The organism is Dactylosporangium sp. CA-233914 (assembly GCF_050942935.1).
In the GTDB taxonomy this organism is placed as follows: domain Bacteria; phylum Actinomycetota; class Actinomycetes; order Mycobacteriales; family Micromonosporaceae; genus Dactylosporangium.
In genome coordinates, this window is sequence record NZ_CP192030.1 from 7680831 (window position 1) to 7701881 (window position 21051).

The window sequence follows — 21051 nt, forward strand, 5'->3', positions numbered from 1 at the left end:
AGCAGTAAAGTAATTGGTCGGTCAAGCATCCGGCAAGAGTGGTCTCCGGTGTGACGGAACACCGGCAGACGCCGAAAGGAGGACGCCATGGCGAGTTCGCCGACGGGTGATCGGTCGACGATGCGGCTCGACGTATGGCATGACATCGCCTGCGCGCACTGCTACTACGGATCGGCCAACCTCGTCCGTGCGCTCGACACGCTCGCGGACATCGTGGCGGTGGAGGTGCGTTGGCGCAGCTTCCAGCTCGATCCGCGGCCGGACGCCGCGCGGCTGGTGGGCGTGCGTCCGCCTACATTGTTCGAGTACCTCGCGTCGTTCAATGGGAGTGTTGAAGCTGCACGCGCAGCCGCGGCTCGGGTCGCGGTCCGCGCGCGTGCCTCCGGACTTGAGTTCCGGCCCGACCTCGTCAAGCCGTACAACACTGCCGACGCCCACCGGCTCATGCACATTGCCGCCAATGAGGGCCGTGGTACCGAAATGGTCCTCAGGCTCCATCGCGAATACTGGGCCGACGGTGCCGACCTGTCCGACACGCAGACCCTGGCCACGATCGCTGCGAGCGTCGGACTTGACGCGCAGCGGACAACCACCATGTTGGCAGCGGACGCGTACCGCGATGCCGTGGCCGCGGATCGCGAAGCCGCGTCCGCGGCCGGGATCTTCGGGGTTCCCACCGCGGTGATCGACAGCAGGTTCATGTTGCAGCCGACGATGGACCCGGGCGATATGCGCGACGAGATCCTTAGGTATCTTCGTCGTGGATAGGCAACGCTTGGCGAGTCGGGCGAGCTGACGCCTTGACGCGTCTGGAGGTGGTCTCACGTGGCGGTTCGCGACGAGGGCGCGGCTCATGCGACCCGTCAGCCGGTGGACCTCGTCGTCTCGGACATGCCGCTGCTTGCGTCCGTGCAGGCGCTCAGCCGGGCGTACCTGTCGTCCTTACGCACGGTGGCGGAGGGCCTGGGCGTCTATGCCGGACAGGAACAGGTCTTGTTCGTACTCGCCCGCAACGGCGAGCTCCCCCCGGGCGAGCTGGCCCGGGCGACCGGCGTCGACGCCTCGAGCATCACCAGGTCCGTGCAGCGTCTGGAGGCTTCCGGGTTCCTGCGCCGCCGCCGTTCCACCGCGGACCGCCGCTCCGCCGTAATCTGTTTGACCCCGGAAGGCGAGCACGTCGTCGGGGTGCTCAAGCAGCGGTGTGCGGCATTGGAAAAGCACATCAACGCGCGGCTCGACGCCGCCGCCGCCATCCAATGCCTCACCGCGCTCCGCCAGGCACTCGCCGACGGCGAATAACGGTCGCCGTCGGCCGCAGGAGAGAAATACGCGACGAGCTCTGGAACCGGCTGGCAGGGCAGGAGTGCGTGGTCCGAAGGCATGGCCGCCGGGCCGGCACTGGCGGGCGTGGCTTCGTCGCTCGGCGTGAGTCCGCCGTGGGCTTGGCGGGACTAGTAGCCCGGGTGGTCGGCGGGTTCGCACCCGCCGGCTCCCACAGATTCCGGACGTGACCGTCTCCTCATCCGGCTCGTGTCATCCCCCAGCCAGCCCTGTGGCGAGGCGTGTGATCCAGCAGGTCATCGACGACATCGACGGCGGGCTGTAGCAGGAGGACGCGGACGTATGTCTGGACGAGGAGCGGCGCCTGCTGGGCCGGTGCGTGGTGACCGCACCGCAATCGGGCGATCCGTGAGTGGGCGCAGTGCCAGGGTATCGAGGTCTCCGACCGGGGCCGGCTTCCCCGGGACGTTCTCCGGCATCGCGCGGTTGCGGGTCGACTTTACCGGCGCGCCGCCGAGGCGAGCCGTGATGTCACGGGCGGCGGCGATGAGCCGCGACCGGCCGGCGGGCAGTTCGGCGACCTCGACGAGCACCGCGCAGCACTGACAGCGGTACCGAAGGGCGATGCGGTTGGGGTTGACGGCCTGCTGTGGGAGCCCAGTCGCGACGATGCCGGCTCGGCGCAGTGTATCGCGTCGGGCCAGCATCGCCATGGCGCCGCTGTCGCATGGCAGCGGCCGACCGGTCCTCGTCAGCGTACGGGTCTGTCGGAGCGGGTTACCACCGTCCCAGCTGCGAAAACGCCCGGCGCCTGTGCGCGCTGTCTTAACCTGCGCGTCTGTGGTTGCTGGCTGGTATTACGAGTTTGCTGTGGTGCGGGATGTCCTCGATCAACTCGACAAGCGCTCCGACGAGCCAGACTGCGGCAAGGTGACGATGGTTTCGGTCGTCGGCGGCGCTAGCGGTATCGGCAAACCTGATCCGGAGGTGTACTCGTTCCGCGACCTGACAATGGGGGTTTGCCAGCATGTGCTGCCAGCGGGCGCAGTGGCCGGCGTCGGCGGCGTCTTGGGGGTTCAGGAGATGAAGCGGAGGAGGTTGCCGGAGGGGTCGTTCACGTGAAGGGTGCCGGCGGACAGCTCGTAGGGATGACCAGCGGCGGAGAGGCGTGCGGCGAGCGCGCCGAGGTCGAGGTGTGTGAAGTCGGTGCTCAGGAGACGGGCGGTGCCTTCGCGGGCCGGGGTGTTGTTTTCGCTGGCGAAGCGGTTGGTGAGGACCAGCTGGGCTCGGTTGTCGTTGGTGAAGCCGACGGCGAGGAACATGTCAGCGAGGGCGCCGACGAACGTGAAGCCGAGCACGTCGCAGTAGAACGGGCGGGTCGCGGTGAGGCCGGGGTCGGTCACCTTGAGTTGGACGTGGCCCATCGTGGTGCCTTCGGGCATGCCCGCGTATGGCTTGTCGGCGCCGGGTTCGGAGAGGAGCGCATCGCGGTCCAGCGGGTCGGCGACGACCTCGGGGCGGCCGTCCTGCCAGCGCCACTCGTCGCGGGGCCGGTGGCAGGTCATCTCGATCTGGTGGCCGTCGGGGTCGGTGACGTAGGCGGAGTGTGCAACGGTGTGGTCGACCAGGCGAAGCTCGCGCTGCCACGGTGCGTAGTGCTGGGTGAAGCGTGCCAGGTCGGCGCGGGTCGGTAGCTGGGGTGCGAAGTGGCTCAGGCCGGGGCTGGACGGGGGTGGCGCTACCGCGCCGCGTTCTTCCTGGAGGACGGCGAGAACGTGTCCGGGGGTTCCCAGTGACATTCGGCCGTTGTCATGGCTGAGGATCTGCATGCCGATGGCGCGCGTGTAGTAGTCGGTGCTGCGCGTGAGGTCCGCGACGGTCAGGTGCACGGGTCCGAGGGCGACGTTCATCGGCGGGCCTCCGAGAAGAAGTTGACGATCTCGTGGGGTGCCTGCGGGCCGAAGCACATTTCCAGGCCCTGGTCGGATGCCTGTGCCGATCTCGCCGCCCGCGGGAACATCTCCGTCTCGTAGGCGTGAAGCGCCGTCTCGGCGTCGCCGGGGTGATCGAGTAGTGCCTGGGCCAGGGTGGCGCCGTCGAGCATGGCGAGGTTTGCGCCTTCCCCGGCGTAGGGGGACATCACGTGCGCGGCGTCTCCGATCAGGGTCACGCCCGGGACGCGATCCCAGCGGTGCCCGACGGGCAGGGCGAAGATCTGACGTGGCGTGAACGAGTCGCCGATGTCGACCAGCGCGGTCAGCGCGGGCGCCCAGTCGGGGTACTCGACGAGCAACGCCGCGCGGGCAGCAGCCGGGTCCGACCAGTCGACACCGCTGCCGGCCAGCCAGTCCGGCGGGACGCGCAGCGCGGCGCCGAGGTCGATGTGCGTGCCTCCGTGGCCCATGATCGCCCGGTCGCCGCCGAGCGCGAACAGCACGCCGGGTCCGACGGTCGTGGCCTGGTCCGGATGGGCGGCCGGGTCTGGAATGTGGATCTCGATGTGGGTGATGCCGCAGTACGCGGGCGTCGCGTCGGACAGCAGTGGCCGCACCCGCGACCAGGTGCCGTCGGCGCCGATCAGCAGGTCGGCGATGGCGGTGCCGCCGTCGGCGAAGGTCAGTTCGGTTCCGCCGTTCGTAAGCCGTTTGGTGCTGATGACCTTGTGGTTCCAGACGACGCGCCCCGGAGTCAGGGAGTCGAGCAGCAGGCGGCGCAGGGTGGTGCGGTCGATCTCGGGGCGGCCGCCCTCGCCGCCGGGCGGGCCCGCGTCGATGTGCGCCTTGCCATGCCGATCGAGGACGCGGACGTGCTCGCCCTGCGGCTGCACGTGCTCGCGGAACCGCTCGTAGAGGCCGGCCACGCGCAGGGCAAACTGGCCGGAGTCGTCGTGGATGTCGAGGGAGCCGCCCTGGCTGCGGACGTCTCCGGTGGCGTCGGCCTCGTAGACGGTCGCGTCGATGCCGTTGATCTGGAGGATGCGGGCGAGGACGAGGCCCGAGAGGCCGGCCCCCACGATCGCGATGGTGGGCTGTGTCATGACCGAGACGCTAGCACGACCATGGTCGTAACGACCATGGTCGTCCAAGGCGGGATGCGTGCTAGCGTGACTACGTGACTGTGCAGAGTCGGCGGGAACGCCCCGCGAAACCCGCGCTGACCAGGCAGGGCATCATCGATGCGGCGTTGCAGATCATGAACGCCGAGGGCCTGAGGAAAGTCACCATGCGTCGGGTCGCCACCGCCCTCGACACCGGCCACGCCTCGCTCTACGTCTACGTGCGTGATGCCGAGGACCTGCACGCCCAGATCCTCGACGCGCTGCTGGCACCGGTCGTCGAGGCCACGCCGCCCGAAGGCACCTGGCGCGACCGGCTCAAGGCCCTGCTCATCGGCTACCACACCGTCCTGCGTGAACGGCCCGAGCTCGCCCGGATGGCGCTGTCGACGCAGCCGAGCGGCCCGCACTACCTTGCTCTGGTCGAGGCGATCCTGAACCTGCTGCACGAGGGCGGCGCCGACGACCGGGCGGCCGCCTGGGGCGTCGACATGCTGCTGCTCTATCCCACCGCGATCGCCGTCGAACACACGCAACCGAAGCCTGCCCGGCACGCATCCGGCGACCTCGACACCCTGACGGCCGTCCTGGCCGAGGTGGACGCCGCCCGCACACCACACATCGCCCGCCTCGGCCACCTGCTGATCTCCGGCAACCCCAGCACCCGCGCCGATTGGGCCCTGGACGTCCTGCTTGACGGCATCCTCCACGCCACCCCTCCACCCGGATAAGGCATCCGCCTCGACTGCCCGCGAGTAGCTCGGCAACAAAGCCGACCGCGCAGGCGGTTACGGCACCGCCCATTTCCCTGACGGCCCGCCGTCGGTGGACCTGCGAGGCTACTCGGAGGGCGAGGCCACGACGCCTGGACTGGCGCTACGCCGGCCTCTCCACGCCGTCGGCGTGCCGGCGGCATCCGCACCGCACGCCGGCAGGACCGGCTTGAGCCGGAAGGAGCCGGCAACCTTCTGCCGGTAGATCTCCCGGGTAGCGGGGTCCCAGGGGATGCACCAGCGTCCGCTGGGATCGCGGCGGGCGGGTACCTGCCGGAGGCGCAGCCAGTTGTAGACGGCGTCGGCGGGGATACCGAGTTCGGCGGCGGCCTGTTTGACCGTGAACCGGTGCTGCTGCAAGCCGGCGCCAGGGTGACCGCGCGGATGCCCCGGCTGCCCGAAACTGCCGAGTACGGGTGGTCGCCATACGCTCCACGGCTCGTGGTGACGAGCCGCAACAACCAGCAGCATCCACATCCCGCCGACCGGTCCGAACTCGTCGTCCCGTAGACCCGCCCAGAATCGTCGCGACGCGCGGAACGATGCCCCTCTGATCCGTACCCCCTGAGCCGAAGGGGGCGCCAGGACACGACCATCGTCCATCGACGATCCCTCACAATCGTTCAGCCGCGGCAAGCGCGAGCACCGCACCATCGGGCTGCTGCTGCCGCACGCCCTGATCGTGCTCACCTGCGGCGCCGAGCACGGAGTCGTCGTGAAGTCCACCCGCCTGGCCGACATCGCCGCGTTCCGGCGCGACAACCGGCAGTTCGTCATCGACACCGGGGTCAGCGTCGAGGCGCGGTGGCGACGGCGCGCCAGCACGGCGAGCGAGTTCCCAAACCGGCCGCGACCTGGTGGCGCGTCTGTGGTCGCGGTCCGCGGAGCTGACCGGGGCTCGACATCACACCGGTCCTGCCCCGCCACTGACGTCGCCCGGCTGCCAGTCTCCTACCAGGCGAATCACGTAGGGAGCGCGGACGGTGAGCCCTGACACCCGGGGATTTGACGTACCTGTACTTTGCGGGGTCCCGGGCAGGTTCCGAGCCTGATGTTGCCGCACTTCGCGGACCTCGCAGCGAAGGTCGGCGAATTCGGCTGAGCTGACCGCTCGTGCCGCGGCGAATCCATCGCGGCGCGCGGCGCGAGCGTACTGATGGCGTCGGTGATCAGGCTTCCAGCTGCCGGTTCTCAGTAGTCATGTGCTGGTATCCGCTGAGCCAGCAGGCGCAGGACGATGGCCGGCGTCACACGAACACACCTGGTCCTGCGTCCGATAACGAGCGATCAAATTAGGGGAGACAGGGTCACTTACGTATATTCCCAGCTCACACCTCGTCCACTAGGCGTCGCGGCATGGAGGAAGGCTTGCATTCTTACCGAACGCTCGTTTAAGTTGTAGGTCTTGACAAGCGCAGGGAGACGAGATGGTGTTGAGAACGCCGGACCAGTACAAGGCCGGCCTCAAGGACGGCCGACGGGTGGTCTACCGCGGGAAGACCGTCAAGGACGTCGTTGAGCACCCCGAACTCGCGTCTGCGGTCGACCACTCGGCGCTGTGCTACGCGATCCACGACCGTCGCCCGGACCTCGCGGTTACCGAGATCGGCGGAGACCCGACGTCCTATTTCTGGGTTCCACCGCAGACCGCCGACGACCTCCACCGCCGCGGCCGACTGATCGAGGAGGTCTCGCGCCTGGGCGGCGGCACCATCGTTCTCAAGGAGGTCGGATCTGATGCACTGTTCGCGCTGCTTCGCGCAACATCGGGCCGCGGCCTGGCAAACGCGCGCGAGTTCGTCGACCGTGTACGTCGTGAAGACCTCGCCCTCTGCGTAGGCCAGACCGACGTCAAGGGCGACCGGTCAAAGGGGCCGTCAGAGCAAGCAGATCCCGACCTATACCTCCGCATCGTCGCCGAGGACGCCGACTCCATCACTGTCCGCGGCGCGAAGACCCACACTTCGTTCTCGGCCAACGCCGACGAGATTGTCGTCCTGCCGACCCGCGCCATGGGGCCAGGTGACGAGCCGTACGCCGTGTCCTTCGCCCTGCCGATCGACACCCCCGGCCTGACGCTGTACGTCTCGCCCTACATGGCGGGCGAGCGCACCGCTTTCGAGCACCCTCTCTCCTCGCGTCACAAGCTTCTCGAGTCGCTGACCGTGTTCGATGACGTTCGAGTGCCCAAGGACCGTGTCTTCGTTAACGGCGATCCAGCCGAAGCTGGCCCGCTGGCCCTGGCCTTCGTGGACTACCACCGCTTCACCGCGATCAACTACAAGCTGCCCCTGCTCGATCAGGTCATCGGCGCGGCGGTTCTCGTCGCCGAAGCCAACGGCATCGCCAAGGCCGGGCACGTCAAGGCCAAGCTGACAGAGCTCATCACTTGGGCCGAGACTGTGCGCGGCCTCGCCGAGCTCTCAGCTCTGCGCGCCACCGAGGGCGAGAACGGTGTGTGGCGGCCAGATCCGCTCCTAGTCAACATGGCCAAGTACCACTTCGCACACGGATTCTCCGAAGCCACTCAGCACCTCATCGACCTCGCAGGCGGTCTACTGATCACCGGTCCGGGCGCTGACGACTGGGCTGTGCCCGAGGTGCGCGAGGTCCTCGAGAAGTACTACGCCGGCGCAGTCTCGGGAGCCGAGCGCCTCCGGATCGCCAATTTCATCAGTGATCTGACTGCCCGCGACTACGGCGGCTATCAGCGGGTTCTCGCCACCCACGCGGAAGGGTCCTTCGAGGCAGAGAAGCTGCAGATTCTTCGCTCGTTTGATACGACCAAGGCAGTGCAGTACGTCAGCGACCTTGCCGGCCTGTCTCGCTGAGCCCAGCGCGGGCCGAGTGCGACCCGACGTAGCCGGCTCCATCACAACCACGACATCAAGCAGGAGTGAAGAACTATGCAGGTTGATGGCAAGTCCACGCGGGTCACCGGGGGCGCCTCGGGATTGGGGCTCGCGACAGTCCAGCGCGACGCCACGGACGCAGGCGTCGCGCTGGACTGACTTACATCTCTCGGACACCGGTGGCACGTGAGCGCGGTGGCATCGGCAACGCTGTTGCGGCGAAACTCGTGCGCAAGGGCAGCGGTTCACGGCTGTGGCGACGCTCGCTGGCACCGGCAGCCGGCCCGGCCCGCACGTGGTGCACGTATACCCCACCATTCCTGACTAAAGTGAAGACGACGTCCGTAAGCTCGTGGGGTTCCCTGGGTGTGAAGTCACGTCCGGCCGAGCAGGTCCTGGTGAGCGTTGGCTGCTCCGTCCGGCCGCTCCAGCGCTGAATCGGCACCGGTTTCACGGAACCGACAGGCGGGATCCGCGGCCTGTCCGGAAACCCATGTCGGTGACGGTGGAGGCGCCCGTTTGACGAGCGATCGGCCCAGGGGGCGCTTACGTCGATTTCGTCGCCAGCACAGGGCGCGGCACTGAAGAACATCGTGGCGACGCGAAGGCCATCGTTGGTTCCGAGGTCCAGTAGTTGCGCCGTGCCGAGAATCCGGGCTCTTCGTAGCTGAGGGTGTAGCGGTCGTCCACGCGTCCGTCGCTGGATATTCGTCGAGGTTGCCCCATCCGGCGTCTCTGTGGTCTGCGTGCGCCGCCCGGATTGACGCTCACTGACCTCACCGAAGGTGACCGCAACCTTCGCCGAGTTGGCGTCCCAGAACCCGCTCGGGCGGCGACCACATCGGGCGGGTCCGAACCTTGTGGCGTTCCTACCGTCGTTGCGGGAGCGTTTGGCCAACGGCGTGGTGATCACGGCAAACGCCAGACGTCCCGGCAACATCTGGCCCGACCGCCAGTTTGGGGTCCGGATCAGCGGTTCCTTCCAGGCCATCGAGCAATGCGAGCAGAACGGCCAGAGATATCTACAGTGAACGATTGACTGAATGGACCAGGCAAGAGATATGACTGACCAGGGTGCTGTGGGCAACGAGCAGCGGGTTTCCGTCGAGCGCAGAGGACCGGTGCTGATCATCCGCATGTGCCGGGAGAGCAAGCGCAACGCCGTCGACCCCTTGATGACCGCTGCATTGGACGAGGCGTTGAACCACCTCGATGACGACGTGGATCTGTGGTGCGGCGTACTTGTCGGGGGGGAAGGCGCCTTCTCGGCCGGCACCGACCTCGCTAGCGGGGCCGGAGATCCGACGGAGCGAGGAGGGCCGTACGGTCTCATCAAGCGGCGCCGTCGAACGCCGCTGATCGCGGCAGTCGAGGGTATTGCGTTCGGTGGGGGCTTCGAACTGGTCATGTCGTGTGACATGGTGGTGGCCGGACGGTCGGCGCGATTCGGCCTCCCCGAAGTCGCCCGCGGCGTCATTCCGACCTGTGGGGGCCTCTTCCGAACTTGGCAGTCCTTGCCCCTCATGGTTGCCAAGCAGCTGGTGCTGACCGGCAAACCGTTGACCGCAAGGCGGGCCTACGAGCTCGGTCTGGTGAATGAGATCGTCGATGACGGCGAGGCTCAGAACGGCGCCATCGAGTTGGCTGAACGCGTCTGTGAGAACTCGCCGTTCGCTGTTTCTGCGAGCCTCACGGCGATGAACGACGTTATCGCGACCGCCGAGGACGTCGGTTGGCTGCGAACCGATCAGGCGCTGGACTCGATCCTTGCCTCCGAGGACCACCAGGAAGGTGTCGCAGCTTTTCTGGAGAAGCGGTCGCCGCGGTGGCGAGGCCGCTAGCAACGGCACCATTGCCGTGACCCCATCCCGCACGATCGCCAACGGAACGTGCGGCCGACGAAAGGACCGATCCGTGATGCGACGGATGATCTGCACCCAGTTCGGCGACCCGGAGCTCCTACAATTCGTTGAGGAGCCAACGCCTGAAGCCGGACCCGGCGAGGTCCTCATCGAGACTGAGGCCGCGGGCGTCAGTTTCGTCGATGGCCTGATCGTCCGGGGCGCCTATCAGGTGAAGCCTCCGCTGCCTTTCACGCCGGGCAACTGCCTCGTCGGCGTGGTTGTGGCAGTTGGGGCTGGAGTGGATACAGCTTTGATGGGCCAACGTGTGGCGACCGTCCTGGACGGCATCGGCGGCGCGTACTCCTCACATGTGGTCGTGGCTGCGTACGCGGTGGCCGTCGTACCGGACGGCATCGCAACGGAACTCGCCGCTGCGAGCATGGAGAGCTACCTGACGCTCACGTTCGGCACTACTCACCGCGTGTCGATCACCCCGGGTGAGCAGGTCGTCGTTCTCGGCGCTGGCGGTGGAATCGGCCTCGCTGCGGTCGACATTGCACGCGGCTTGGGGGCGAGCGTCACAGCGGTCGCGTCGACGGAGGAGAAGCGAGCGGTGGCCCTCAAGGCTGGCGCGAGCGCGGCCATCGGCTACGACAACCTCAAGGACCAGATCCGGCAGGCGACAGGGGGCGGCGCCGATGTGGTGATCGACCCGGTCGGGGGTGCGGCCGCAGAGAGTGCGCTGCGCGCACTCGCGACTGGTGGCCGGTACTGCGTGGTCGGCTTCGCGTCGGGCAAGATCCCGAGGCTTCCGACGAATGTCGTGTTGCTTCGGAACCGATCTGTCGTCGGTATCGACTGGGGAGACTGGTCCCGCGAGGTGGGAGGCGTGGTCGGAAATGTGCGCCTGTTGGAAGACGTATTTGCTCGCATCGCCGTTGGCGACCTGCATCCTCCGACACCGTCGGTGGCCCCACTCGTCGACGCCGGTCAGGTACTCAAGCTGATTGCCGCGCGTCGCGCGGTCGGCAAGTACGTTCTAAAGCCTTGAGACAAAGTCTCAAAACGCCACTGTCCGACCCGAGTCGATAGAAGGAAGCCACTCAAGGATCGAGTCGCATGGCGTCGCCCTGCCAGAGTTCGCGCGAGATCGCAATGAACGCGCGGGTTCGAGCAGTTGGCGGCGAGGTTCCGAGAGTGATGGCCGTAATTGCGATCGGATCAAAGGTGTCCGTTAGTTCCTGCGTGACGATGGGAAGGCCTTCTGAGCTGAGGCTGATCGGCGCCCGCTGGATCAGAACCGTGTAGCCAAGTCCGCGTGCGACGAGAGCCCTGACGAGTTCCAAGTTGGTCGTCTGATAGCGAATGTTCGGTTCAATCCCTGCGGCCTCGAAGAGGGAGCGAAAGTACGACTCGCCTCGCACCTGGGTGAGCAGGATCAACGGCTCCTCGGCGAGGTCAGCCAAGGCCAGACCTTCGCGATTCGCGAGCGGATGGTCGGCACGCAACTCGATATGCGGGGCAGCTGAACCGATCCGATGCCGAATTAGATCTGCCGAACCTTCTGCCGAACGGCTCTCGTAGTCGTAGAGGACGGCGATCTCGATAAGCCCAGCGTGTAGTTGCTCGACGAGTTCCTTGAAGCCGCCTTCCACCAAATTGATCGTGACGTCGGGATGGTTCTTCGCGAAAGTGCTGATGACGCGGGGCAAGAGGATCGGCGAGATCGACCGGAAGCAACCGATATTCAGTGATCCAGCCAAGACGTTCTGAAATCCCAAGGCGGAGGTCTTGAGATCCTCGATGGCCGCGACAAGGCGACGGGACTCGCCAAGGATGTGTTCCCCGACCGGAGTCAGCGACACCCCCCTCGAATGCCGAATGAGCAACTGTACTCCGAGGTTCTTCTCGAGCTCGGACAGGGCCATCGACAAAGCGGACTGCGAAACGAGCAGTGCCGCGGCCGCCCGAGTCACGCTCTCAAACTGGACAGTCGTTATGAAGTACTCGAGCTGTCGTACGGTCGGTGACGGCGACATCAGATCTCCTGATGGCAGTGTTCGTAAGGTTCGACCCTATAGGTAGCGACGCGCCGCAAGCAAGAGCTGGCCCGTCGCTGGACCTCCCGTAAGTCCGGAGCGCCGGGAGCCCCTCGCGTGCCTGCCGCCTGGTACATCACAGATGAGTTCAACGGCGTTGACCAGGCCGGCCGGCGGCGGATCGGGTGGACGATGTTTGCGATCGCGCACCGACCACAGTGGACACCCACGCGAGCGTACGGTCTCAACAACCGCTCTAGGAGCAGTTCGCTGGCGCGCTGGACCTCGTTTCAGCCTCGAAGCGGAATGTGCTTGTCCCGGCTAGCGCAGGCTGCAATCCCAGCCATGATCAGCGACAGGCTAGACAACATGAGGAGTGGCACGGCCCAGGTGCCGGTAAACCCCTGCAGGACTCCGAGCGTGAACGGCCCTGTAGCGGCAATCAGGTACCCAACCGACTGTGCCATTCCAGCCAGCGCGACCGCCTCGACACGGTTCCGGGCTCGCTGACTCTGGAAGGCCAATGCCAGGACTAGGCAGGCACCTCCTCCAGCCCCCATCAGTACGCACGCGCACTGGTACCAGTCGGGCAACACAACCAGCATCAAGAAGCCGGATGAAACAAGCAACGCAGCAGCCACAGCGATTGCGCCCTGACTGCGAATGGGCCGCGGCGTCAGAACGGGAACAACCATGCTCGAGGCGGTGGACACGATCTGATAGACGAATAAGGCCCAGCCCGCGGTCGTACTGGTGACGCCATCAGCGCGGAGGATGGTCGGCAACCACGCAACGATGCTATAGAAGGCCAGCGACTGCATCCCCATGAACAGACTGACTTGCCACGCCAGCGAAGAACGCCAGAGTTCAATACGAGGGGCGGCAGAAACATCAAGTCCATCAGACAGTGGCTCAGCACGAGCGCGGCTAAGGCGCTCGTCTCGCTCGGCCCGTAGCATGGGCAACCACACTGCGATAGCGACCAAGCAGACAATGAGTGCCCACGCCAGGGCCGGTCGCCACCCTCCGGGCAGCCAATGCGCGAGTGGTACCGCGATCGCTGGTGAAACAGCTGCGAATAGGCCCAAGATGGTCACGTATATGGCACTGACGTGCGGTATCGCCTCCACAGCCACTCGGTGTCGGATGATGGCCGGCAACAGCACGTTACCCACGGCGATTCCTGCCGACAGAACCAGTGTTCCCACGAACAGGCCCCACAGTGCACCTGACGAGCGGATAAGCGTGCCGAACGCCAACGCCGACATGGCGAGCACCATCAGTCGAGCGTCGCCTAGGCGCCGCGAGAGGCGGCCGACGGCCGGGGATACGGCCGCGAAGGTGAGCAACGGCAAGGTTCCCAGGACGCCGGCCCAAGCGTGAGTCAGAGCGCTGGAGTCCGATATCTCGGGAAGCAGCGCTCCGACACTAGTGAGCGCCGGCCGGAGGTTCGAGGCCGCGATGACGATCGCCGCGATCAATCCCCACGAGATCGCTGGCGATCGGCGCACCCGGGCGCCCCGCGTTGTTCCAGGCGGCGCATCCGTATCGGTTCGGCTGACACTCATTGGCGTTCGCTATGTCTCCTCGTTCGCGGAACCAGAGCCGCCTCGGGCACATTACTGGGCTGACTTGCCTCGCCAGCCACTCGTTCTCGAGCTCAGCGCGGTGAATCGACTCTCTCTCGACCACCCCTACATGTACAGTCGAACTTATGCATCACTGTCATCAGAGGAATTGATGTCCGCGCCACCCTGCGTCAGCTCGAGCACTTTCGGATTGCAACGCCAATTACGCCTGGCTAACCTGCATCGCCATCGCCCACGACCTCATCCGCGCCGCAGGCATCCTTGCCGGACGACGCCACGGCAGCGCCCGTGCCGCCACCATCCGCCGGCATCTGATCAACACCGCCTGCGACGGCACTCGGGAACGGCTGGGCGGGTTTAGTCATCGACTGATGACCGGCCAGGATGGGCGATGCCGGAGGTCCCGGCCGACTACGAGCATCCAGCTCAAGCAGCCGCGATAGGCTGGTGTGAAGGTGAACCGCCGGTCTTCCTGCCGGCGCTCAAATGGTGAGCCCGCTGGCAGGAACAGGCAGGTTGATGCACCGTCCGGCTTGCCGGGACGGCGCGACTGTCCATCGTGGACGAGATTTCGTACTCGATGGCCCTGCGGCCGACGCTCAACCACCAGTTACCCGCGACGCACGTCGAGGCGGAGACAGGCGTCGAACACACGCCAGAATCACGCAACCGCCATAGGCGGCCTCCTACCTGCGCGTCCACTCGGAGCTGTGCGACCTCCTGTCGCCCTGATCACTACCAGGTCCGTCACTACGACGCCTGCCTCGTTATGGTTGCCCACGCGTTCCTCGCCGTTACCGCCGCCACCGTCGAAAAGGGGGCGATGCACCAGAGCGGGACGGCCTCGTCCGCCTCACCCTCGGCGACGTCCGACATCTCCTGGCACACCTGATCACCATCATCCGACCCCCTTGATCATATCGATCGATGACCACAGTGGCGCCGCCGACACCAGTACCGCGCGAAGGCAAGCCGCTACCAGCGAAGACTCGGCCTTCTGGAAGTGCGGCTGGAGTGTTAGGCGTCCAGCTGCGCGGTGGTTCCGGCAAGCGGGACGGGTCCCAGGCCGAGCTTGCGGTGGTCCCAGCTTCGGGTGCGCGCGACGTCCACCCGCACAGCGACTCGCTTGTGAAGCATGGCCTCGACCCGCGGTCTCGCCTCCTCGGTGTATGGCCCGTTGTAGCGCTCCCAGGCGCTGACGCCGACCGCCCAAAGCGCGTCCGGGTCGTTGACGATCGCCGCAGTGCCCTCGAACGAGACGCCGCGCAGCCTGTCGTAGGTCAGGCCGTCCTCCAGCAGCACGGTCACCCGGGGGTCACGGCCGATGTTGACCGCCTTCTGCGACTTTGCCTTGGTCTCGAACCAGATCACGCCATCCAGGACGGCGAACCACATCGCCACCGCGTGCGGATGACCGTCCTTGCCAATCGTCACCAATGTGGCAGTGCGTTTGCCCTCCACATACGAAGCGATCTCCATCTCGGTCATCTGGACCTGGGCGCGCTGGTTGATGCCCACCGGGCACCTCCTAGTGTTCTGAGTCGTTGATGAGTTGATTAAGTCGTGCAGTAGTTGGCGATGTCGTCGAGGATCTCGTCGGGCATCTTGACCCAAACGAAGGGTGTCGCTGTCGGTCGGCGCCCTTTGAGGGTCTTGGTGATCACAGCTTCAATTTGCTGCTCGGGATCTTCCGGGCTGCGCCCGGACAAGGCTCATCCGACGAACCCTTCAACCGATCCCGCACGAACCTGGCCCGCCACCTCTTCACCGCCTGCGACCAGACACCCAACGACGCGGCCACGTCCTCGTCCTTCGTACCTCCGCAAACGCTGGCACGATCCTGGCCCGCAGCGCGAGAGCCTGCACCGCCCTCACCCGACGAGACCACGACAACAACTTCTGACGCTCCACAGCGGACAGACAAGCTCCGCCTTCGGGTGGACGGTTCTCGACATGAACAACGCGCCACATCATTTCAGTATTGAAACAACGACTCGGCTCCAGCCAGGACAGCTCGCGAATGCTGTCCCGCATTCGGCGCGGGCGAGGAATTGCTTGCGCCGCTTCGGCAGAACTGTGGCGTACGGGCCGGCTGCAGCAAACCGTCGTGCGGCTCAAAGATCTCCCGAGCTCGAGTTCAGTCAAGACCGTGTGCCAGGCCTGATCCGCTAGCCGATCGTCGTCAGGCGGGAGCGTGTCGTCGAGGCCGACAAGCCGGGCAGAACGCCTGCCTGAACTTCGGTTCGATCAGGGTGATAGACGTAGCGGCCATCCAATGTCCGATACGTGCGGCAGTAGTAGGCAAACCCGTCTAGCGCGTTCGGCGGCTGCGCGCGCCCCGATGTTAGAAGTCAATCTTGGAGACGTCCTGCGCCCAGAACGTCAGGCGGCGTTCCAGCAGCGTCATGCACGCGTTCAGGGCCAGACCCATGACCAGCATGATGGCCAGGATTGCAAAAACCCCGGGGATGTTCAGGTTGGCCTTCTCGAGAAGCATGATGTACCCGAGGCCGCTCTGCGCACCCACGAGCTCAGCAACAACGGTGGCCAGCAGCGAGAGCACCATCCCGACACGCAGTCCGGCGAAGATGGACGGCATCGCGCTCGGCAAGCGCAGGTGCCAGAAGACGTCCCACCGCGATGCGCCGAAGGAAACGAACAGCTCGTAGTGCACACGATCGCGAACCTTCATACCTTCGAGCGCGTTCACGATGATTGGGAAAAACGCGAGGAGCCCAACGATTGCGATCTTGGCGCTCATGCCGAAGCCCAGCCAGATGATTAGGAGGGGGGCCAGCGCGATCTTCGGCATGCTCTGCAGCCCGACGATGTACGGCATGACGAGCCTGTCGATGAACTGTGAACTGGTCATAAGGCCTGCGAGCGTCAGCGCGGCGATTGTCGCGCAGATGAACCCACCGAGCATCGCGGTCAGTGTCGAGCGACCTTGCTCGAGGTACAGCCCGGAGGAGAAGCCGATCTTCAGTGACTCCCAGACGTCAGTCGGTCGAGGCAGAATGAGGTCTGAGACCCAACTACGGTCGACAGCGACCTGCACGCCTACCAGGAGCAGGATAGACAGTGCGGCTGCGGGCCAGTAATTCACGAGCCCGCGGACCCGGCCTCCCTTTGCACGCTTGGCGCGAACCGCAGGGGTGTTGCGCGGCGTTAACCGCCGGTTTGCGGCGCTCTGCAACGAGGCACTCACTGGGAACCACCTTCCACCAGCAGCCCGCGCAGGTGCTCCTCGAGCCGCGCAAGTTCTGGGGCTGCGTCGGAGTCGTTGGTGCGGGGACGTGGGATATCGACGTTAATCTCCTCGATGATTCGCCCGGGCGAACTACTCATGACGTAGATGCGGTCTGACAGGAAGACCGCCTCGCGGATGCTGTGGGTCACGAGGAGGACCGACTTGCCCTCACGCATGTGGATCGTCTGAAGTTCGCTGTTCATGTGCTCCCGGGTCAGCGCATCAAGTGCGCCAAAGGGCTCGTCCATGAAGAGGAGAGCGGGGTCGTGAAGCAGGGCCCGCGCGATGGCAACCCGCTGCTGCATGCCTCCGGATAGCTCGCTCGGGAACTTCGCCTGCGCGTCGCTTAGCCCGACCATTTCCAGCAGTTCCTGTGCGCGGCGACGTGCACGCTGACGGTCCAGCCGAAGCAGGCGGGCGCCCAACTCGACATTTGCCAGGACGTTGTGCCACGGCAGCAGGCCAGGCTGCTGGAACACCATGCCGAAACTCTTGCGCGTGGCGGGACCTTCCACGCCGTCGTGCAGGAGCGCGCCTTCCGTGGGAGTCGCGAGTCCGGCGCAGATGCGAAGCAGGGTCGTCTTTCCGCACCCGGACGGACCGAGAATACTGACGAATTCGCCCTTGGCTAGTCGAATGGACACGTCCTGAAGCGCGACGAACTCCGGGTCCTTCCCGAACCGCTTCGTGATCGAATCGGCGGTCAGCGTGTCGTGCAATTGCTTCCCAACAGGGTCTGTGTTCTTGCCCTGAGTTGACGTACGGAGCGGCATTTGAGGGAGTTCTCCTTGATAAGCTCGGGAAGGTGCTCGCAGCTTCAGCGGGGGATGAAGCGCGGGCACCTCCCCATCGGTGGGGCCTGCTACTGGTTATTCGACCTTGTAGTTACGGGCCTTTTCGCGGATCTTCTCCGCGTCGAAGTTGTTGACTTCCTTGAACAAGGAGTTGTCGTAAAGGGCCGCCAGGTCGAAACTCGCCGGCACGATGCCGGCTTTCTTCATGAAGTCGTCAACTGCCTTCAGTTGCTCTTCCGACGCGCCACCCAGCTGACCGTTGTCCTTTGCGGTGAGGGCGTTTCGCGCCGCGAGTACGCGCTTGGCCTGGTCCATTGCGGCTTCATCGCTGACGCCCACCGGCTTGCTTGCTGGAACAATCTTCCAGTGAATCCGGATCGCAGCCTCGGGGTTCTCCTCCGCGAAGATCGTGGCCTTCGCGATTCCTCGCAGCACTCGAACGATCTCGTCCTGGTGCTTCTTGAAGTAGTCTTCGCTGGAAACACCAACCTGCTGGAGCGAGAGACGCTTGAACCACTCCGGACCGATCGGGCGAAGCTTGATACCGCGGAACTCGATCTCGCCGTATGCCGAGTCGTAGAGCGCCGCTGCATCGATCCGGCCCTGTTGAAGAAAGGTGTATGCTGTCGCCGCATCACCAACAGCGACCCATTTTACCTTACCGGGATCCGACCCCTCGGCAGTCATCGCACCTCGCAGCATGAGGGTGCCGCTCGAGTCCAGTCCGATGACGCCCACGGTCTTGCCTTCGAAGTCAGCCAGCCTCTGGATATTGCTGCCCTCAGGCACCTCAGGAACGAACCCGTTGTTGTACTGGTTGTAAAAGGCCTTGAGCTTTGCGCCCTTTTCAGAAGCCCGGGAGATCGTTCCGAGTGAGGGGAACGCGATGTTGGCCTTGCCGCTGACCACGGCCTGAACCGCGGTGCCGCCGTCCTGAAATCCGTTGACCTTTACATCGAGACCCTCGTCCTTCCAGAAGCCCAGTGCCTGAGGCAGCGTAGTGTAGGGCGCATTAGCGACCGTGAAGGTCGTAGATCCAGCACCAATGATCACCTCTGTCTTTGAGTTGCCTGGGGACTCCCCGCAGGCGGCGAGGAGCAGCGCCGTCGCGGTCACCAGCACTAACAGGCGACCGACACCTCTTCGAGATCCAATCAACTGAAAACCCACCTATTCGTTCCGACTAGCTGATATCCACCTATTCGTTCGGACCGACTGAGATCCACCTGTTCGTTCCGGCGCTTCGGTGACGAAGGCATCGCGATCAGCTGCCATCCGGTCCCGGGCTTAGGCCGGCCGATCGTGTCGGATGAGTCACCGAGGTTCTCTTCGCGCCAACGGTTTCAGAGGTCGTTGTTGGCCGCGCCTCCTCTCTGGTCGCGAGCGGCGATGACCTGATCCCGGTTCGACGCAAGTTCCGTCTGCATTGACCGTGAAGATCGGAGGACTGCTGCGGCGTCTAGCGCGCAGAAGCGTGCGGACTCGTCAGAACGCATCAGGAGAGGGTTGATCTCGATCTCTTCAATGCCTCCGTCAGAGTCGTTCAGGATCTCGGCGAGCCCCAGGACCACCTCCGCGAGCCCCCTGAGCGACTCGATGTCTCCCGAACCGCGATGGAGGATCAGCCGAGCGATGGCGCTGGTGCACACGATATGCATCGCCTCATCGAACGTGCGCGGCGCGAGGGCGACGTCGAAGGTGTTCATCGCTTCGGCGTCAACACCGCCGGCCCCGACGAGAACCATCGGCCCGAAGCCACGGTCGAGCTTCGCGCCCACGATCAGCTCGCGCACCCCACCAACCTGCTCGGCGATGAGGAGTTGGCACTCAGCATCCGGAACTTGCTCCATCGCCCTCGACAGGATCGAGCTAGCCGCCTCGCTAACGGCAGTGGTGGAGTGAAGGCCCAGCTTCACGCCACCGAGCTCGGTCTTGTGCAGAACGCCAGCGGCATGAAGTTTCGCCACCACTGGGTAACCGATGCGATCGGCCGCCTCGACCGCCTGCGCTGGCGTAGACACTAGTACTTCGCGGGGTCGTTGGATACCGTAAGCCTCGAGCAGGTTCTTGAGCTCGAACTCGCCGAGGTCAACGCCCTCGCGGAGAGCGTCCCGGACCCACGTCCCGCGCTCCGGGTTTTCGGGGCGCGACGGGTTTCCACCACGGTGAGCTGACGCGGAGTCTGCCCCTCGGCGGTACTTCGCAAGCGCGCGCAGTGCGTCTGGAGCACTTCGCAGTGCCGGGATGCCGTGTTCTGTCAAACGGCTCAGCACGTCCTCATGGACTGGCGCGGCTGGTGGGGAGAGCACGACCGCGGGCTTGAGGTACGAGCCCATGACGTTCGCGGCAGCTTCGTACATCTCTCGGTAGACCCCAATCTGCTCGGGGTCGAACGTCGATGCGAGGTTGCTCGACAGGACAACGAGGTCGACGTTGGCGTCGTTCTCGATGACCCGCATGACATCGTTGAACTGCACAGCGAAGTCGTGGCCTCCGGCAGGCATCCCCGCTCCGACATCGATTACGCCGATTGGGGTGTTGCCGCCCGCGAGGCCCAGTACGTTCGCGATGTCCTTCGCGGTTGTCTCGTCCAGGTCGGCAGATACGACATCTGCGGCTTCGGCCAGATCGGCTACGTGGCTTAGCTCGCCGCCGGAGATGCCGAAGATGATCGTGCGTCCGCCCTTCGCGTGGCGAGTCTGGGTACCCTCGGCCAGCGCCAGAAGGGCGAACATCTCCTCGAACGTGTTCGCCTCCATGACGCCGGCCGCTCGGAATGCCGCGGAGTACGCCCGCGCCTCGCCGGTAAGAGCCCCCGTGTGCCCCTGACTCACCTTGCTGCCTACCGAGGACTTGCCTGACTTCAGGGCGACGATTGGTTTGCCGACGTCGGCGGCCCGGCGCGCCAGCTCAACGAACCGGTCGGGTTGGCGCAACTCTTCGATGAAGAGCGCGATAGTCGTGGTCTCGAGACGATCGATGAGCACCGCAAGACAGTCTTCTAGCGTGGTCACCATCTCGTTCCCTGTCGAAATCATGCAATCGACGCCGGTGCCGTACGCAGAGTTTAGGAATGCGATGGCCGCGCCACCGCTCTGCGCGACAAGGGAGACACCTCCAGGCCGGATACTGGCCGGGATGTGGCCCCCGTAGAGGCAGCGACGATCGTTAAGGTTCACCCATCCCATGCAGTTCGGGCCGATCAGGGTCGCGCCGCGGCTGTTCAGCCTCTCCCGCATCTCCACAGTCCGGGGGTGGTCCCGACGCTCGAACCAGGAGGAGTGCACGACAAAGTGCGACACGCCCACGTCCAGGCATTCGTCGATCACGGCTGAAGTAGCCGCGTTGGGAACCGCCAACACGGCAGCGTCGATCGTTTCGTTCACTTCACTGATGCTGCGCGCCACCGGATGCCCGTCTATCTCTCCGCCGCGCGGGTTCACCAGGACGACATCGGACATAACCCCGAACCGTGTGCTGGTCCGGATGACCCGCTGACTGAATCTGGATCGGGGAGAAGCGCCGATCAGCGCCATCTTATTTGGGGAGAACAATGTTCTGAATCACTCCTGTG

The 21051-nt window shown here is 65.2% G+C and carries 20 protein-coding genes; 9 read left to right on the forward strand and 11 right to left on the reverse strand.

Features of this window, described 5'->3' with window-relative positions; genetic code table 11:
- Positions 1–87 precede the first annotated feature (87 nt).
- The 3 genes from ACQPY0_RS34215 to ACQPY0_RS34225 all read left to right on the forward strand — a co-directional run bounded on the left by ACQPY0_RS34215 (position 88) and on the right by ACQPY0_RS34225 (position 2403).
- Positions 88–768: a DsbA family oxidoreductase gene (locus ACQPY0_RS34215; RefSeq protein ID WP_432969966.1), complete on the forward strand. Its 681-nt coding sequence runs from the start codon at positions 88–90 to the stop codon at positions 766–768.
- 57 nt (positions 769–825) lie between these two features.
- A complete protein-coding gene (locus ACQPY0_RS34220; protein ID WP_432969969.1) occupies positions 826–1299 on the forward strand; it encodes a MarR family winged helix-turn-helix transcriptional regulator in 474 nt (157 codons plus the stop codon).
- 822 nt (positions 1300–2121) lie between these two features.
- Complete coding sequence (locus tag ACQPY0_RS34225; RefSeq protein WP_432969972.1) at positions 2122–2403, forward strand: hypothetical protein; 282 nt, start codon at positions 2122–2124, stop codon at positions 2401–2403.
- Here the strand turns inward: ACQPY0_RS34225 and ACQPY0_RS34230 are convergent.
- Complete coding sequence (locus tag ACQPY0_RS34230; protein ID WP_432969975.1) at positions 2358–3191, reverse strand: VOC family protein; 834 nt, start codon at positions 3189–3191, stop codon at positions 2358–2360. The two genes, ACQPY0_RS34225 and ACQPY0_RS34230, sit on opposite strands and share 46 nt — an antisense overlap.
- Positions 3188–4318 carry an FAD-dependent oxidoreductase gene (locus ACQPY0_RS34235; RefSeq protein WP_432969978.1) on the reverse strand — a complete coding sequence of 377 codons (1131 nt, stop codon included), beginning with the start codon at positions 4316–4318 and terminating at the stop codon, positions 3188–3190. Before ACQPY0_RS34235 ends, ACQPY0_RS34230 begins: the two co-directional genes overlap by 4 nt.
- Before the next feature lie 74 nt (positions 4319–4392).
- Here ACQPY0_RS34235 and ACQPY0_RS34240 point away from each other — a divergent pair, with 74 nt between their 5' ends.
- Positions 4393–5067 carry a TetR/AcrR family transcriptional regulator gene (locus ACQPY0_RS34240; protein WP_432969981.1) on the forward strand — a complete coding sequence of 225 codons (675 nt, stop codon included), beginning with the start codon at positions 4393–4395 and terminating at the stop codon, positions 5065–5067.
- Positions 5068–5175: 108 nt separating this feature from the next.
- Here ACQPY0_RS34240 and ACQPY0_RS34245 read toward each other — a convergent pair whose 3' ends face one another.
- Positions 5176–5469: a hypothetical protein gene (locus ACQPY0_RS34245; RefSeq protein WP_432969984.1), complete on the reverse strand. Its 294-nt coding sequence runs from the start codon at positions 5467–5469 to the stop codon at positions 5176–5178.
- 355 nt (positions 5470–5824) lie between these two features.
- On the opposite strand from ACQPY0_RS34245, the gene ACQPY0_RS34250 reads away from it, so the two are divergent.
- The 5 genes from ACQPY0_RS34250 (at position 5825) to ACQPY0_RS34270 (ending at position 10856) form a co-directional block, all read left to right on the forward strand.
- Entirely contained in the window at positions 5825–6103 is a 279-nt protein-coding gene (locus tag ACQPY0_RS34250) for a hypothetical protein (RefSeq protein WP_432969987.1), read from the forward strand.
- Between the two features lie 433 nt (positions 6104–6536).
- Positions 6537–7940, forward strand: a complete 1404-nt coding sequence (locus tag ACQPY0_RS34255; protein ID WP_432969990.1) for a 4-hydroxyphenylacetate 3-hydroxylase N-terminal domain-containing protein — start codon at positions 6537–6539, stop codon at positions 7938–7940.
- Positions 7941–8746: 806 nt separating this feature from the next.
- Positions 8747–8992 (forward strand): hypothetical protein, encoded by a 246-nt coding sequence (locus ACQPY0_RS34260; RefSeq protein WP_432969992.1) that lies wholly within the window; start codon positions 8747–8749, stop codon positions 8990–8992.
- A 48-nt stretch (positions 8993–9040) separates the two neighbouring features.
- Positions 9041–9802, forward strand: coding sequence for an enoyl-CoA hydratase-related protein (locus ACQPY0_RS34265; protein WP_432969995.1), 762 nt, complete (start codon positions 9041–9043; stop codon positions 9800–9802).
- Between the two features lie 76 nt (positions 9803–9878).
- Entirely contained in the window at positions 9879–10856 is a 978-nt protein-coding gene (locus tag ACQPY0_RS34270) for a zinc-binding dehydrogenase (protein ID WP_432995494.1), read from the forward strand.
- 52 nt (positions 10857–10908) lie between these two features.
- Here the strand turns inward: ACQPY0_RS34270 and ACQPY0_RS34275 are convergent, their stop codons facing one another.
- The 8 genes from ACQPY0_RS34275 to ACQPY0_RS34310 form a co-directional block, all read right to left on the reverse strand.
- Positions 10909–11844, reverse strand: coding sequence for a LysR substrate-binding domain-containing protein (locus tag ACQPY0_RS34275; protein WP_432969998.1), 936 nt, complete (start codon positions 11842–11844; stop codon positions 10909–10911).
- Positions 11845–12134: 290 nt separating this feature from the next.
- Positions 12135–13412, reverse strand: a complete 1278-nt coding sequence (locus tag ACQPY0_RS34280; protein ID WP_432970001.1) for a CynX/NimT family MFS transporter — start codon at positions 13410–13412, stop codon at positions 12135–12137.
- Between the two features lie 1038 nt (positions 13413–14450).
- A complete protein-coding gene (locus ACQPY0_RS34285) occupies positions 14451–14951 on the reverse strand; it encodes a pyridoxamine 5'-phosphate oxidase family protein (protein ID WP_432970004.1) in 501 nt (166 codons plus the stop codon).
- A gap of 38 nt (positions 14952–14989) precedes the next feature.
- Positions 14990–15142 (reverse strand): hypothetical protein, encoded by a 153-nt coding sequence (locus ACQPY0_RS34290; protein WP_432970007.1) that lies wholly within the window; start codon positions 15140–15142, stop codon positions 14990–14992.
- 635 nt (positions 15143–15777) lie between these two features.
- Positions 15778–16641: an ABC transporter permease gene (locus tag ACQPY0_RS34295; RefSeq protein WP_432970010.1), complete on the reverse strand. Its 864-nt coding sequence runs from the start codon at positions 16639–16641 to the stop codon at positions 15778–15780.
- Entirely contained in the window at positions 16638–17456 is an 819-nt protein-coding gene (locus ACQPY0_RS34300) for an ABC transporter ATP-binding protein (RefSeq protein ID WP_432970013.1), read from the reverse strand. Before ACQPY0_RS34300 ends, ACQPY0_RS34295 begins: the two co-directional genes overlap by 4 nt.
- Before the next feature lie 96 nt (positions 17457–17552).
- A complete protein-coding gene (locus ACQPY0_RS34305; protein ID WP_432970016.1) occupies positions 17553–18599 on the reverse strand; it encodes an ABC transporter substrate-binding protein in 1047 nt (348 codons plus the stop codon).
- A 221-nt stretch (positions 18600–18820) separates the two neighbouring features.
- Positions 18821–21013 carry an acetate--CoA ligase family protein gene (locus ACQPY0_RS34310; RefSeq protein WP_432970019.1) on the reverse strand — a complete coding sequence of 731 codons (2193 nt, stop codon included), beginning with the start codon at positions 21011–21013 and terminating at the stop codon, positions 18821–18823.
- Positions 21014–21051 lie beyond the last annotated feature (38 nt).

Coding starts and splice junctions, on each gene's coding strand:
- ACQPY0_RS34215 (WP_432969966.1), top strand. CDS start 88: ATGGCGAGTTCGCCGACGGGTGATCGGTCGACGATGCGGCTCGACGTA.
- ACQPY0_RS34230 (WP_432969975.1), bottom strand. CDS start 3,191: ATGAACGTCGCCCTCGGACCCGTGCACCTGACCGTCGCGGACCTCACG.
- ACQPY0_RS34235 (WP_432969978.1), bottom strand. CDS start 4,318: ATGACACAGCCCACCATCGCGATCGTGGGGGCCGGCCTCTCGGGCCTC.
- ACQPY0_RS34255 (WP_432969990.1), top strand. CDS start 6,537: ATGGTGTTGAGAACGCCGGACCAGTACAAGGCCGGCCTCAAGGACGGC.
- ACQPY0_RS34270 (WP_432995494.1), top strand. CDS start 9,879: ATGCGACGGATGATCTGCACCCAGTTCGGCGACCCGGAGCTCCTACAA.
- ACQPY0_RS34275 (WP_432969998.1), bottom strand. CDS start 11,844: ATGTCGCCGTCACCGACCGTACGACAGCTCGAGTACTTCATAACGACT.
- ACQPY0_RS34280 (WP_432970001.1), bottom strand. CDS start 13,412: ATGAGTGTCAGCCGAACCGATACGGATGCGCCGCCTGGAACAACGCGG.
- ACQPY0_RS34300 (WP_432970013.1), bottom strand. CDS start 17,456: ATGCCGCTCCGTACGTCAACTCAGGGCAAGAACACAGACCCTGTTGGG.
- ACQPY0_RS34310 (WP_432970019.1), bottom strand. CDS start 21,013: ATGGCGCTGATCGGCGCTTCTCCCCGATCCAGATTCAGTCAGCGGGTC.